15 protein-coding genes are annotated in these 12,692 nt (G+C 65.2%); 5 read left to right on the forward strand and 10 right to left on the reverse strand.

The window, feature by feature from the left end:
• Window positions 1–47: 47 nt before the first annotated feature.
• The 3 genes from JN302_RS09010 to JN302_RS09020 all read left to right on the forward strand — a co-directional run bounded on the left by JN302_RS09010 (window position 48) and on the right by JN302_RS09020 (window position 1,714).
• Window positions 48–755: a DUF805 domain-containing protein gene (locus tag JN302_RS09010; protein WP_202332642.1), complete on the forward strand. Its 708-nt coding sequence runs from the start codon at window positions 48–50 to the stop codon at window positions 753–755.
• A gap of 90 nt (window positions 756–845) precedes the next feature.
• On the forward strand, window positions 846–1,235 hold the full coding sequence (locus JN302_RS09015; protein WP_446720718.1) for a DUF6152 family protein: 390 nt from the start codon (window positions 846–848) through the stop codon (window positions 1,233–1,235).
• 11 nt (window positions 1,236–1,246) lie between these two features.
• Complete coding sequence (locus JN302_RS09020; RefSeq protein WP_202332643.1) at window positions 1,247–1,714, forward strand: hypothetical protein; 468 nt, start codon at window positions 1,247–1,249, stop codon at window positions 1,712–1,714.
• Window positions 1,715–1,772: 58 nt separating this feature from the next.
• On the opposite strand, the gene leuB is transcribed toward JN302_RS09020, so the two are convergent.
• Window positions 1,773–2,879: a 3-isopropylmalate dehydrogenase gene (gene leuB, locus JN302_RS09025; protein ID WP_202311390.1), complete on the reverse strand. Its 1,107-nt coding sequence runs from the start codon at window positions 2,877–2,879 to the stop codon at window positions 1,773–1,775.
• 162 nt (window positions 2,880–3,041) lie between these two features.
• Here leuB and JN302_RS09030 point away from each other — a divergent pair, with 162 nt between their 5' ends.
• A complete protein-coding gene (locus JN302_RS09030) occupies window positions 3,042–4,016 on the forward strand; it encodes a M23 family metallopeptidase (protein ID WP_202332644.1) in 975 nt (324 codons plus the stop codon).
• Window positions 4,017–4,087: 71 nt separating this feature from the next.
• Here JN302_RS09030 and JN302_RS09035 read toward each other — a convergent pair whose 3' ends face one another.
• The 3 genes from JN302_RS09035 to leuD form a co-directional block, all read right to left on the reverse strand.
• Window positions 4,088–4,471, reverse strand: a complete 384-nt coding sequence (locus JN302_RS09035) for a RidA family protein (protein ID WP_202311393.1) — start codon at window positions 4,469–4,471, stop codon at window positions 4,088–4,090.
• Window positions 4,472–4,479: 8 nt separating this feature from the next.
• On the reverse strand, window positions 4,480–5,310 hold the full coding sequence (locus JN302_RS09040; protein ID WP_202332645.1) for a hypothetical protein: 831 nt from the start codon (window positions 5,308–5,310) through the stop codon (window positions 4,480–4,482).
• Between the two features lie 88 nt (window positions 5,311–5,398).
• Window positions 5,399–6,004 carry a 3-isopropylmalate dehydratase small subunit gene (gene leuD, locus JN302_RS09045; RefSeq protein ID WP_202311396.1) on the reverse strand — a complete coding sequence of 202 codons (606 nt, stop codon included), beginning with the start codon at window positions 6,002–6,004 and terminating at the stop codon, window positions 5,399–5,401.
• Window positions 6,005–6,167: 163 nt separating this feature from the next.
• Between leuD and JN302_RS09050 the strand changes: the two genes are divergently transcribed.
• Entirely contained in the window at window positions 6,168–6,476 is a 309-nt protein-coding gene (locus JN302_RS09050; protein ID WP_202332646.1) for a TFIIB-type zinc ribbon-containing protein, read from the forward strand.
• A 171-nt stretch (window positions 6,477–6,647) separates the two neighbouring features.
• Here the strand turns inward: JN302_RS09050 and JN302_RS09055 are convergent, their stop codons facing one another.
• The 6 genes from JN302_RS09055 to JN302_RS09080 form a co-directional block, all read right to left on the reverse strand.
• Window positions 6,648–7,280 carry a hypothetical protein gene (locus tag JN302_RS09055; RefSeq protein ID WP_202332647.1) on the reverse strand — a complete coding sequence of 211 codons (633 nt, stop codon included), beginning with the start codon at window positions 7,278–7,280 and terminating at the stop codon, window positions 6,648–6,650.
• A gap of 49 nt (window positions 7,281–7,329) precedes the next feature.
• Entirely contained in the window at window positions 7,330–8,724 is a 1,395-nt protein-coding gene (locus JN302_RS09060; protein ID WP_202332648.1) for a selenium-binding family protein, read from the reverse strand.
• A gap of 52 nt (window positions 8,725–8,776) precedes the next feature.
• The gene (locus JN302_RS09065; RefSeq protein ID WP_202332649.1) at window positions 8,777–8,935 is read right to left on the reverse strand and encodes a hypothetical protein; all 159 of its coding nucleotides are present in this window, start codon (window positions 8,933–8,935) and stop codon (window positions 8,777–8,779) included.
• A 272-nt stretch (window positions 8,936–9,207) separates the two neighbouring features.
• Window positions 9,208–10,374, reverse strand: coding sequence for an NAD(P)/FAD-dependent oxidoreductase (locus JN302_RS09070; RefSeq protein WP_202332650.1), 1,167 nt, complete (start codon window positions 10,372–10,374; stop codon window positions 9,208–9,210).
• A gap of 48 nt (window positions 10,375–10,422) precedes the next feature.
• On the reverse strand, window positions 10,423–12,006 hold the full coding sequence (locus JN302_RS09075; RefSeq protein ID WP_202311401.1) for a sensor histidine kinase: 1,584 nt from the start codon (window positions 12,004–12,006) through the stop codon (window positions 10,423–10,425).
• A complete protein-coding gene (locus JN302_RS09080; RefSeq protein ID WP_202332651.1) occupies window positions 11,994–12,692 on the reverse strand; it encodes a response regulator transcription factor in 699 nt (232 codons plus the stop codon). The genes JN302_RS09075 and JN302_RS09080 overlap by 13 nt, the downstream gene beginning before the upstream one ends.

The raw sequence follows: 12,692 nt of genomic DNA on the forward strand, positions 1-12,692 counted from the left end.
GATAACAGGAAAGCCGTCAGGCTGAGCGGCGGTCGGGGGGAGTGATCATGCGCGGGGAGGTGCTGCATTTCGACGAAGAACTGGGAATCGGCTTCATAGCCGGCGCTGACGGCAAGCGTTACTCCTTCGACCGTGGCGAGTTGCGCCAACATGCGCCGATCGGCAGGGGCACGCCGCTCGAATTCCTGCCGGACGGCGACGCCGCCCGCGAGATTTTCATCACGCGGGACGAAATGCCGGGGACAGGCGCTGGCGCCGTGGGCCGATTCGGCCGGTCTGCAGCGGCAAGCGATGCGGAGGACACGGGGCTTTGGGGCTATTTCTGGAGAGGGATCACCAGAAACTACGTGAATTTCAGGGGACGCGCGCGCCGCAAGGAATTCTGGGGCTACGTCCTGTTCTACTGGCTCGGCCTGTTCGCGGTGTCAGCCGCCGCTGCGGCGGCGGATTTCGGGCTCGGCAATTTCCAATCCGGCAGCGAATGGCCGGTCGTCAGCGTCGTTCTGGTTGTGGTGGTCCAGCTTGCCACCTTCCTGCCCACGCTCGCATTGCTGGTCCGCAGGCTGCACGACATCGGCCTGTCCGGATGGTTCTCGCTCCTCCCGATCGTGCTGTCGGTCGTGTTCAGCATCGTCGGCGCGATCGTAACATTCGTGTTCGGCCTGGTTCCCTCGCAGAAGCACGAGAACCAATGGGGACCCGTGCCGACGGGCGTCCGGTTCGACACAGTTCCGGTCGAAACGCCGGATGCCTGAAAGCTCGGAACTGGGGACGGCCTCCTTTCTATGTGATTTGACCATGCAGCCGCGGGCCATAAGTTCCTTGCATCTCGCAGGGAGACGACCATGACGACAATGCTGGCAAATGTCCGCCTGATCTGCCTCGCTCTCGCCCTGTCCGGAGCGGGCGCCGTCCCCGCGCTCGCCCATCACGGCTGGTCCTGGACGGTGGAAGAACTGTCCGAATTGAAGGGCGTCATCCGCAAGGTCTATGTCGGGAACCCGCATGCAACGCTCGATGTGGATGTCGACGGAGAGATCTGGAAGGTCGAGCTCGCCCCGCCCCGGGCCACCGAGCGGGCAGGCTTCACGGAAGCCTCGGCCAAGCCGGGCGATGAGGTTACGGCGATCGGCAACCGTTCGCTCGACAAGGCGGAACGGCGGATGAAGGCGGTCCGCATCATTGTCGGCGGCAAGACCTACGACGTCTATCCCAACCGGGCGCCGTCAGACTGATCCGGTCGGGAATGGCCGATATTCTCGCGGCGATCGAGGGGCTGCCGCCGGTTTTGGCGCTGAAGAGCTCCTTTGTCGCCTACCCGCTCGTCAACGCACTGCACATCCTGTTGATCGGCGCCCTGGTGACCAGCGTCCTGTTGATGGATCTCAGGGTGCTTGGCGCCTTTGGTTCTGTCCCCGCCGCGCCGTTCGTCGCCCTGCTGCGGCGTGTGGCATTTGTCGCCTTCGCCGGCGCGGTGCTGACCGGAGCGACCTTGTTCGCCGTCAGGGCAAGGGACTACGCGGCCTCGCCGGTGTTCCTGTTGAAGATGGTCCTGGTGGCGATCGCGATCCTCAACTTCCTGCTTTTCCGCCGGCTCGAGGCACGGGTCGCCAAGTCCGGCAATCTTCCCGCCCCCTTGCGGCTGCAGGTGATCTTCTCGGCGGCGCTCTGGCTCTGCGTGCTGGTCGCGGGCCGTTTCATAGGCTTCTATTAGAAAAGGGCCGGAAAACGGCTTTCCGGCCCTCTTTCTGTAAGAGCGTTATCCCCCGCGCTCAGGCGGCGCGGAAATGCGCGACGATGGCGTCACCCATCGCGGCTGTGCCGATCTCGGTCTTGCCTTCCGACAGGATGTCCCTGGTGCGCAGGCCCTCGTCCAGGACGGCCGAGATCGCCGCCTCCAGCCGGTCGGCTTCGGCGACCATGCCGAAGGAGTAGCGCAGGCACATGGCGAAAGACGCGATCATGGCGATCGGATTGGCGACGCCCTTGCCGGCGATGTCGGGGGCGGAACCGTGCACCGGCTCATACAGCGCCTTGCGGCTTCCGGTCCTGGCGTCGGGCGCGCCGAGCGAGGCCGAGGGTAGCATGCCCAGCGAACCCGTCAGCATGGCAGCGACGTCGGACAGCATGTCGCCGAACAGGTTGTCGGTCACGATCACGTCGAACTGCTTGGGCCAGCGAACGAGCTGCATGCCGCCGGCATCGGCCAGCATGTGGGTGAGCTCGACGTCGGAATATTTCGCCTTGTGGGTCTGGGCCACGACCTCTTTCCAGAGCACGCCCGACTTCATCACATTGTGCTTCTCCATCGAGCACACCTTGTTCTTGCGCGTGCGCGCCAGCTCGAAGGCGACGCCCGAGATGCGCTCGATCTCGAAGGTGTCGTAGACCTGCGTGTCGATGCCGCGCTTCTGGCCGTTGCCGAGATCGATGATCTCCTTGGGCTCGCCGAAATAGACGCCGCCGGTCAATTCGCGCACGATCAGTATGTCGAGACCCTCGACCACCTCCTGCTTCAGCGACGAGGACGCGGCAAGCGCGGGATAACAGATCGCCGGCCTCAGATTGGCGAAGAGCTGCATGTCCTTGCGCAGCCGCAGCAGGCCGGCCTCAGGACGGACCTCATAGGCGACGCCGTCCCATTTCGGCCCGCCGACCGCGCCGAACAGCACGGCATCGGCGGCGAGCGCCTTGGCCATGTCGTCCTCCGAGATGGCCTTGCCGTGGGCGTCGTATGCCGACCCGCCGACCAGGCCTTCCTCGGTCTCGAAGCCGGCGCCGAGATCGGCATTCATCACCGCGATCAGCTTCTTGACCTCGGCCATCGCCTCGGGACCGATGCCGTCGCCGGGCAGGAGGAGAAGTTTGCGCGATGCCATGGAGAACCCTCTTCGAAATTCTGCGGAAAACCGCGCTCTTGCTAACCGCGCGGGCCCCGATGCGCAAGGAGGAAACGGTCCATCTTCTTTCGGCGATGCCGGTTCCCTCCGTTGCGGAACCATTCTACCTTCCCCCGCATGAATAGGACGGCAATCATTCGATTGCTGGCCGCGTGCGGCCTCGTGCTTTTGAGCGGGCGGGCCGTATTCGCGCTGGACCTGGACCTGCCGGCCTTGTGCCGGATCGGGCAGGATTGCTTCGTCCAGCAATATCCAGACATGGAGAAGGGTTCGGCCGCCGTCGACCCGTTCTGCGGGACCGCCACCTATGACGGCCATGACGGCACCGACCTGCGCATCCTGTCGATGGCCGACGTCGAACGCGGCGTTCCTGTGGTGGCCATGGCCGATGGCAAGGTACTGCGGCTGCGCGACGGCGAGCCCGACCGGCTGGTGACCAGCCAGGCCGACCGCACTTCCGTATCCGGCAAGGAGTGCGGCAACGGGATGATCGTCGATCATGGCGAAGGCATCGAGGTCCAGTACTGTCACATGCGCCAGGGCAGCCTCTTGGTGCAGCCGGGCGAGACCGTGAAGCGGGGCCAGAGGCTGGGTGCGGTGGGCGCGTCGGGCCTTGCCCAGTTCCCGCATGTCCATGTCACGGTGCGCAGGAACGGCGAGGACGTCGACCCGGTGACGGGCAAGCCGCTCGCCGCCGGCTGTCTCGTCGAGGGCGAGGCCAGGCATCCGCTGTTCTCGGCCGAAATCGTCGACGCACTCGGCGAAGCGGGTCCTCAGATCATCGCCCTCGGCCTGGCCGGTGGGCCGATCGATCATGCGGCCCTGTCGGTTTCCGGGCCGCCGCCCGCGGCCAAGGCGTCGTCGCCGGCGATTGTCGGTTGGGCCTGGTTCATCAATCTCCGCCGGAGCGACAGGGTCGTCGTCAGGCTCGTCGGCCCGGACGGACAGGAGATCGCGCTCACCCGCAGCGACCCGATGGACCGCAACAAGGCGGACTATTCGGCCTTCGGCGGCAAGAAGGGTGCGCCGGCGTCCGGCGTCTATCGCGTCACGGCAGGCGTAGAGCGCGACGGCAAGGCTCTGTTCAATAAGAGCGGGGAGTTCAGAGTGGAGTAGCAGAAGCGGACGCCGGGCGATGGGAGTTTGGCGTCCGATCCGCGATGGCAAGCGCGGCCGGCGAGAGCCGCCTACGCCGTCCGCCGCAGCGCCGTCACCTCGATCTCGATCTTCATTTCCGGCTTGTTGAGCGTGCATACGATCATGGTCGCCGCCGGCCGGATGTCGCCGAAGATCTCGCCGAGGATCGGGAAGACCCGGTCCACATAGGCCTGGTCGGTGATGTAGTAGCGGGCACGCACGACGTCGGCCATATCGAAACCGCCGTCCTTCAACGCCTTGGCGATGGTCGCAAGACAGTTGCGGGTCTGGTCCTCGACGCTGTCCGGCATTGTCATGGCTGCATAGTCGTAGCCGGTCGTGCCGGCGACGAAGCACCAGTCGCCCTGCACGACGGCGCGCGAATAGCCGGCCGTCTTCTCGAAGGGCGACCCGGTGGAGATGAGCTTGCGCATAGGTCCTCCTATTGCGGCGGATTGAACGCGGTGTGCATCGCCTGCTTCAGATCGGCCGGCCATCCGTCGAGGGCCGGCCACGTCCGTGGCTCCGGCTGGTCGCTTTCCTGCGCGAAGTAGAGTTTCTGGCCCCTGGCGTCGATGGCCATGAAGGCGTCGGCGCTGCCACAGGCGTGCGGCACGCAGCCGCTGGCATGGATGATGCCCGAGGGCAGCATCTGTGGCCCGCCGCCCACAAGCAGGCCCGTCATGACCTCCGTCAATGACGAGCCGAGCAGCTTCTGTGCGTCCCGGTAGATCGCTTCGTTGCGCAAGGCGTCGATGATGTTGTCCAGGCCGGACGGATCGAGATCGGACCATTGGGTGCCCGGCTGCGGCGTGAAGGTCAGCGTACCGGCGACCCTGACGCCTTCATCGGGCGACCAGACTTCCGCCAGCGCGGATTCGCCTGGGACGAGATAGGGCACGAAATAGATGCTGTCGCCGGTGACGGCGGCCGGCGGCGAACCGCAGTCCTCGCCGACGATGTCGCTCCTGATGTCGCCGCTTTCCGGCTTCCAGGCGATCACGGTCGCCGTGCCGCAGGCATTGCCGCCGTCTCCGACGGAAAACAGCGCCACCTGCCGTCCGCCTATGGTGACGGTCCGATCGTGATAGACGACATAGTTGCGGGCGATCTCCTTGCCGTCAAAGGCAAGGATCTTGTCCTGGTCCGCGGTCTCCGTGATCGTGAACCTGCCGCCCTCGAAGGGGATCTCTTCCGGCGCCGCCTGCTGGGCGTGAGCCGTCGCCGACACCAACAGGCCGGCCGCAAGCGCAAGGCGGTTCAGAGCCCGCATCGTCGTCTCCGGATCGAGGGCGGGTCCATGCCCGCCGGAAAGGTCGGTCCAAATGCCGCGAGGAATGCGGCGCAAAGCGTCGCGGCGGTCAGGCCCAGGGGCGGCTCGTGGCAGCCTTCTGCTCATAGGCAGCGATCGACGAGGCCTTCTCCATGGTGAGGCCGATGTCGTCGAGCCCGTTGAGCAGGCAATGCCGCTTGAAGTCGTCGAGGTCAAACTTGATGACGCCGCCGTCGGGGCCGCGGATCTCCTTGGTCTCGAGGTCGACCGAGAGCGTCGCGTTGGAGCCGCGGGACGCGTCGTCCAGCAGCTTGTCGAGATCCTCGGGGCTGACCGTGATTGGCAGGATGCCGTTCTTGAAGCAGTTGTTGTAGAAAATGTCGGCGAAGCTCGTCGAAATCACACAGCGGATGCCGAAATCGAGCAGCGCCCAAGGCGCATGCTCGCGGCTGGAGCCGCAGCCGAAATTGTCGCCGGCGACGAGAATCTGCGCATTGCGGTAGGCAGGCTTGTTGAGCACGAAATCCGGGTTCTCGGTTCCATCCTCGCGGAAACGCATCTCCGCGAACAGGCCGGCGCCGAGACCGGTGCGCTTGATCGTCTTCAGATAATCCTTCGGGATGATCATATCGGTGTCGACATTGACGATCGGCAAGGGGGCGGCGACGCCGGTGAGCTTGGTGAATTTGTCCATTGCGTAGACCCGTCGGTTGCGTTCCGGGAAATTGTCCTGGCCCGCTTTACACAAGGCCGGAGCGGAATCAAAGAGCCAGCGCAAGCGTCTCGCTCGCACATAGCCTTGAATGTTGCCTCCGCTTCCTTATCTCCCGAGCGCAGATGCTCAAAGAGGAACGACGATGAAGTGTCCTATCGACAATGCCGATCTGGTCATGGCCGAGCGCCAGGGCATCGAGATCGACTATTGCCCGAAATGCCGCGGCGTCTGGCTCGACCGTGGCGAGCTCGACAAGATCATCGAGCGCTCGGCGCCCGAGGAGCGGCCGCGTGCCGCCATGCGCGACGAAGGCCGGCAGCCGCCGCGTGACGAGGGCCGGTACGAGCGCCGGGAGCATCGCTCCTACGACAGCGACGACCGGCATCGGGGCGACCACCGTCCCTACAAGAAACGCAAGTCGCTGCTCGGCGAGCTCTTCGACTTCGACTGATAGACAGAGGCGGTGTGAGGGGCGTTGCCGGTGTAGTGAATGGTGAAATGGTGAATGGTGAATGGTAGTTTTCTGGATCCCGGAGGCCAAGTTCTGACTTCGTCGTTGGCCTTCTCGGGGAACTACGATCTATTCTTCACCATTCACCATTCACCATTCACCATTCACCATTCACCAAACAACCAGTAGCGCCCCGCTCGCCACGAGGGCCGCGCTCCAGAGATAGTCGAGATTGATCCAGCTTCTCCGCAGGAACTCCAGGCCGAGCCATTCATAGACCAGGACCGAGATGGCGGCGATCACCGCCAGCATCGCGCCGGTATGGACGCCGAGGGCGGCAAAAGCCGTGCCGATCGAAGCCTGCGCGGTGATACCGGCTGCCGGTGTCCCCGAGAGGCACAGCGGCATCACCACCGGCAGCAGCATCAGGCCGGCGCCATGCGCGCTCGCCATCAGCAGCGACCAGATGGCGAGGCCAAGGAAGCCCGTCTGCATGCCGATCCGCACGCGGCGGCGATGGCCATAGGCCAGATGCCAGGCCGCCCAGCCGATCAGTACCGCGCCGGCCAATGGGCCGAGCCGGCCGTGATCGATGACGATCCCGAAAGCGAGCACGGCGGCCAGAACCGCTGCCACTGCCAAAGCGTGGCCGAGAATGATCGGCCCGAGCGAGGCAAATACCGTCGCCCGGCTCTTGCGATGCATGCCGAGGGCGACTGCGAACAGCCAGCCCATCGCCGGGTTCAGCCCGTGGAATGCGCCGAGCCCGGCAATGGCGAGCCACGGCGCCAGGCTCGACGTCATCTCTCTGCCCTTTGGGTCATCCCGATGCCCTGTGGGTCATTTCCGCGCCCTACGGAAAGCAGTAGGAATCGGAGGAGCAGTCACCGCCTTCCAGCCTGATCTGGTGCGGCAGATGGCCCTTCGGCCAGTCGACGAAGAATTTCTCGTCGAAGGCGAGGCCGCCATCGGGCTTGGCGTCGAGTTTCACCATCCAGCCGTCGAAGCCGCCCTCGTAGAACTGTGTGTCGATCACGCCATAGAGGGAGTTGGTGAAATAGACCCGTCTGCCGTCGCGGCTGACCTCGACCATTTGCGGGCCGCCGCCGAGCTTGCCGTTGTTCGCGCCGGGATGACCGGCGCGCGAGACGATGCCGCCGATCCTCACCTTGCCGGCAAGCTTCGGATTGAACGGATCCGAGACGTCATATTGCAGCATCTCGCCGGTCCCCCAGCAGGCGACATAGAGGAAGCGATCGTCCATGGACAGGTCGATGTCTGTAACCAGCGGCGGCACAGCCTTGAAGCCCTTGAGCAGCGGCGGCAGGTCGTCCTCGCTCGCCGGCTCAGCGGGAATCGAGATGATCTTCCTCACCGCCCATTTGTCGCCGTCGCGGTACCAGGTCCAGATCGACGACGACAGGTCCTTGAGGCTGATGACGCAGTTGACGAAACCATAGGCCTTGGTCGGGTCGTGCGCGGGCCTCAGTTCGAAGACGAGTTGGTTCTCCTCGCCGAAATCGATCTCCTGCAGGTGCTTGCGCTTGTTCAGGTCCCAGAAATGCAGGCGGCGGCCATATTTGGAGCCGAGCAGGATCTCGGGCACGAGCCCGTCCTCGAACATGTCGGGCGTGCCCCATTCGCTCGTCACCAGAGTATCGTGCCCGAGATGCCACCAGCCGTCATAGGCGAATTGCTGCGGTCCCCTGTCGATCTCCCAGCGGCCGAGCGGCTCGAAGCTCTCATGGTCCATCAGGAAGATGCCGCCGGGCGCCTTGCCCTCGGCATTGCCGAGCGCCGTGACATAGATGCCCTCGGGCCCGCAATGGATCGTGTGCGGCCGTGTGTAGCCGGTCTTTTCCGCGATCTCTTCGGGCTCGATGACCTTGACGATCTTCGGTTTCCTGGGATCGGGCTTGGTGTCGATGATGTGGATGCGCGACGAGCGCAAGCCCGGCACGACCAGATAGCGCCGCTCGACGTGGGGATGGGGAGCGTTCGGGCACAGCACGGAGGAACAGGCGTTCCAGCCGAAATGGTGAAGCTCGTCGCCGGCATTGGGCATGGCGACCGATCCCACGATCTTCGCATAGGAGCGGCTCGACGGATCGACATCCACCACGGCAATGCCGTCAGGTGTCTTTCTCTGGGGATCGAACATCGCGACATAGGCGATGCTCTCGGGCTTGGCTTTCTCCGCCATGCGCGGCGACGGGTAAAAGCTCGCATCTGGACGCCAGCTTGCCATGTAATCCTCCCTTTCGTTTCCTCCATGCTGCGGCCGTAGCGCGGCCGGATGTTCAAGCCTTGATCGTGGCGGCGTCCGTGCGGCGCTCGACATGGCGCCAGCTCCCAGACGCAGCCGTGGCGAGGATGCTTGGCCGTGACGCAGGGGCGGCGATGACGGACGACAAGGCGATTGCCTCCTCGAAATCCCAACTCGGGATGCGGGCTGTCAAACAGTCCGGCCTGCGCGCCTGTACACGCGGTCGAGATGCTTCCGGCAAGGCGGCAGGCAACGTTGCCTGCGGTTCGAGAAAACGACCCGGCACGCGGGAGCCGTTTCCAAAAAGCACATCCCACTGTAGGACGCGCTCCCGGCGAGCGTCAATCGATCGTTTTCTTATGACCGCGAGTATTGTTCAAGCATTATCCCGGAAGAGGCCGTCTTCTGTTTTTGCTCTGTGAGCATCTCGCGCCAGAAGTGTATCGGAAGAAATGCGGATGCAACCTAAATCACGTTCAACTCGCGGAAAGGCCGGCCCTCGGCAATGCGCGCATAACCGAAGGCCGAGCAGTCGATGCTGCGATAGCCGCCATGGACGATGAGTTCGGCGAGCGCCTTGCCGACTGCCGGCGCCTGTTGCAGCCCATGGCCGGAGAAGCCGTTGGCGAAGATGAAGTTCGAAACTTCGGGATGCGGCCCGATCACCGCATTCTGGTCGAGCGTGTTGTAGTCGTAATGGCCGGCCCAGGCGCGGGTCGGCTTGATGGCCTCGAAGGCCGGGACGCGGGTGGCGAGCACCGGCCAGATCACCTCCTCGAACAGGGGCCAGGCCGGATCGAAATCGGCGGGATCCGCGGCGGTTTCGCCGTCCTCGGGCTCGGCACCGCCGGTGATATAGACCGAGCCTTCCGGGCGAACATAGATGCCGCTCGGATCGACCAGAAGCGGCATGTCGTCGAAGCGGTCTCGCGCCTCGAAGACGAAGACGTTGCGCTTGCGCGGTTCGACCGGCAGTGCAAGCCCCGCCATGGCTGCCACGGCGCCGGCATTCGGGCCGGCGGCGTTGACGATCGTGCCGGCTCCGAGACGCTCGCCGCTCGCGAGCGTCAGCGCCGTCACCTTGTTGCGGGTACGCTCGATGCCGGCCACCTCGCCGGTCACGAAGTCCACATTCTTCTGCCTGAGCGCCCTGCGGAACAGCGTCAGCATGTCATTGGCGTCGAACCAGCCTTCGCCGCTGCGACCATAGGCGCCCGCGGCGATACCCTCGCCGGAGAGCCAGGAGAAGCGGCGCGTCAGGGCGTCGACGTCCTCGAGCAGGATGTCGGCGCCTTCGCGGGCCTGGATCGCATGGTTGGCCTTGAGCACCGGCAGGCCCTCCTCCGAGGCGAGAATCAGATAACCCTTCTCGCGGAAGCCGATGTCGGCGCCGGCGCCGAACTCCTCTTCCAGTCGGCGAAACAGGGCCAGGGTGAACTGCGACAGGCGAATGTTCTCGGGGATGGAGAACTGCTGGCGGATCGAGGCGCAGGACAGCGTCGTCGCCGCATGGGCGAATTGCGGATCGCGCTCGATCAGCGCGATCGAGCCGGAAAAGCCCTCCTCGCGCAGATAATAGGCGACCGAGCTCCCGACGATCGCGCCGCCGACGATCACGACATCATAGCCCATGCCCAGTCCTTCCCACGACCCAGTCCTGCCATGCCGAAGCCGGCGCGCTCAGGCGGCCGGCAGGACGATCTCGAAGCGCGTCCCGCGTTCGGAGTCAACCAGTCGGATCGCCCCACCATGCGCTTTCAGCAGCGCCGTGACGATGCCGAGACCCAGGCCGGTGCCGCCGGTCTCGCGGCGGGTGGTGAAGAAGGGCTCGAAAATATGGTGCCGGTTGCCGGGTGAAATTCCGTCCCCATCGTCGGTGACGGTGAAGATCACGCGGTCGCCGGCCGATCCGACATCGATGCCGAACCGCGTCGCGCCATGCCTGGCCGAGTTGTCGGCGAGATTGGCGAATACGATCCCGGCATTTTCCGCCGACATGCGGAAGCGCAGTTCCGCGCCGGTGCCGGCCTTGACCGTCAGGCCGCCGACGGGCGGCATAAGGCTCAGTGCCTCTCCGGCGGACGTGGTTTCCAGGCCCACGTCGAGGCTTTCTGCGCGCGTCAGCTCGAGCAGGCGGCGCACGAGCCGATTGAGCCGTTCCGAATCGGTGACGATATTGCCGGAAAAGTGCCGACGCTCGGCTTCGTCCATCTCCGCGCCGGAATCGCGCAGCAGCTCGGCCGCGCCCTGGATCGCGGTCAGCGGCGATTTCAGTTCGTGGGAGACATGACTGGCGAAGGTGCGGATCGCGTCCGAGCGCGCCTGCAGCTTCCCCGCCATGTCGAGAAAGGCGCTGGAGAGCTCCGCCATTTCGCGCGTGCCGTGATGGTCGAGCGGCCGGATCGCGTCGCGCTCGCCCCCGGCGATCCGGCGCGTGCGCTCGATCAGCTCGTATATCGGCCGGCTGACGGCGCGCAGGAACAGGGCGGCGATCAGCAAGGTGCCGCCGAGAATGGCGATCGCGGCGAGCGCCACTTTGCCGCGTTCGCCATAGAGATGCTTCACGATGTTGTTCGGTGTGCGCGAAAGATAGACGACACCCGCCACCTTGCCTTGGACTTCAACGGCCATGGCGACGAAGACGCGCACCTTCGTGCCCCTGCTCACCGAATAGAGCGGCGGTGCCGGCTGGTCGGAGACCCTGAGCCGCAGCGCGCTGGCATAACGCCCGGCGAGTGCTTCGCGCACCTCCTCGACATGGGCAAGCGACTGGCCGACTTCCTGCCGGCCCGCGATCACCACGCCCGATGGATCGAGCAGGCGGAATCCCGCGAGCGTGACGTTCCTGGTCTCGTCGATGATGCCGGTGAGGCTCGCCCCGATCGCGGCGAAGCGCGGCTCGGCAGCGGCGGGCACGGCATCCGGCCGCCGCCCGAGCACGGCGTCGACCGCGAGATCGAGGCGCGGCTCGATCGGGCGGTAGGTCGCCTGCCGGGCGCTTGTTCCTTTGCCGGGAAGTGTTGCTCTGAATGCTGCTTCAGGGATCCCTGCTTCGCGGATCCTCTCCGCATAGACGGCGGCGAGCACCGCCCCTTGCGCGATCAGCTCCGCTTCCGTCTGCCGGACGAGCTGGTTCTCATAGAGCCGGAAAAAGAACAGGCCGACGAGCGGCAGCGCCATGACCAAGACGAGGATGGCTACGACGATCGTGGCGAGGCGCGGCCGCCATTTGCTGGGCAGCGATGAACCCGTCACGCGCCGCATCTTCCGATGCGGAAGCCGACGCCATGTACCGTCTCGATGGCGTCGGCGCAGCCGGCCGCCGCCAGCTTGGCGCGGATGTTGCGGATATGGCTGTCGACCGTGCGGTCGGCGACATGGATATTGACGGCATAGGCATTGGCCATGATCGTCTCGCGGGACAGGACGTGCGACGAACGGGCGATCAAGGTCTTGAGGATGCTGAACTCGAGCGCGGTGAGAGCCAGCGCCGTTTCGCCGAAAAGCACCACATGGCGCGCGGGGTCGAGGGTGAGCCGACCGTGGGTGAGCACCGTCTCATCCGCCGCTTCGGAAGACGTGGCGCTGCGCATGCGGCGCAGGATGACGCTGACGCGCGCGACCAGCTCGCGCGGGCTGAAGGGTTTCGTCACATAGTCGTCCCCGCCCATCTCCAGCCCGAGCACACGATCGATCTCCTCGTCGCGGGCCGACAGGAACAGGATCGGGGCATCCGACAGCCGCCGCACGCGACGGCAGACTTCGAGCCCGTCCATCTCCGGCATGCCGACATCGAGCACCATGAGATCGGGCGGCCGCCGCTCGAATTCCCGCAAGGCCGCAGCGCCGTCGCGGACCGAAGTCGTCGTCATGCCCGCCTTTTCGAGCGCGAAGCAGATCACCTCGCGTATATGCTGGTCATCGTCGGCGACGAGGATCCTGTGCGACAT

This window comes from Mesorhizobium sp. L-8-3 (assembly GCF_016756615.1).
Lineage (GTDB): Bacteria > Pseudomonadota > Alphaproteobacteria > Rhizobiales > Rhizobiaceae.

Coding starts and splice junctions, on each gene's coding strand:
- JN302_RS09010 (WP_202332642.1), top strand. CDS start 48: ATGCGCGGGGAGGTGCTGCATTTCGACGAAGAACTGGGAATCGGCTTC.
- JN302_RS09015 (WP_446720718.1), top strand. CDS start 846: ATGACGACAATGCTGGCAAATGTCCGCCTGATCTGCCTCGCTCTCGCC.
- JN302_RS09020 (WP_202332643.1), top strand. CDS start 1,247: ATGGCCGATATTCTCGCGGCGATCGAGGGGCTGCCGCCGGTTTTGGCG.
- leuB (WP_202311390.1), bottom strand. CDS start 2,879: ATGGCATCGCGCAAACTTCTCCTCCTGCCCGGCGACGGCATCGGTCCC.
- JN302_RS09035 (WP_202311393.1), bottom strand. CDS start 4,471: ATGCGCAAGCTCATCTCCACCGGGTCGCCCTTCGAGAAGACGGCCGGC.
- JN302_RS09040 (WP_202332645.1), bottom strand. CDS start 5,310: ATGCGGGCTCTGAACCGCCTTGCGCTTGCGGCCGGCCTGTTGGTGTCG.
- leuD (WP_202311396.1), bottom strand. CDS start 6,004: ATGGACAAATTCACCAAGCTCACCGGCGTCGCCGCCCCCTTGCCGATC.
- JN302_RS09050 (WP_202332646.1), top strand. CDS start 6,168: ATGAAGTGTCCTATCGACAATGCCGATCTGGTCATGGCCGAGCGCCAG.
- JN302_RS09055 (WP_202332647.1), bottom strand. CDS start 7,280: ATGACGTCGAGCCTGGCGCCGTGGCTCGCCATTGCCGGGCTCGGCGCA.
- JN302_RS09060 (WP_202332648.1), bottom strand. CDS start 8,724: ATGGCAAGCTGGCGTCCAGATGCGAGCTTTTACCCGTCGCCGCGCATG.
- JN302_RS09070 (WP_202332650.1), bottom strand. CDS start 10,374: ATGGGCTATGATGTCGTGATCGTCGGCGGCGCGATCGTCGGGAGCTCG.
- JN302_RS09075 (WP_202311401.1), bottom strand. CDS start 12,006: ATGCGGCGCGTGACGGGTTCATCGCTGCCCAGCAAATGGCGGCCGCGC.
- JN302_RS09080 (WP_202332651.1), bottom strand. CDS start 12,692: ATGTCGCACAGGATCCTCGTCGCCGACGATGACCAGCATATACGCGAG.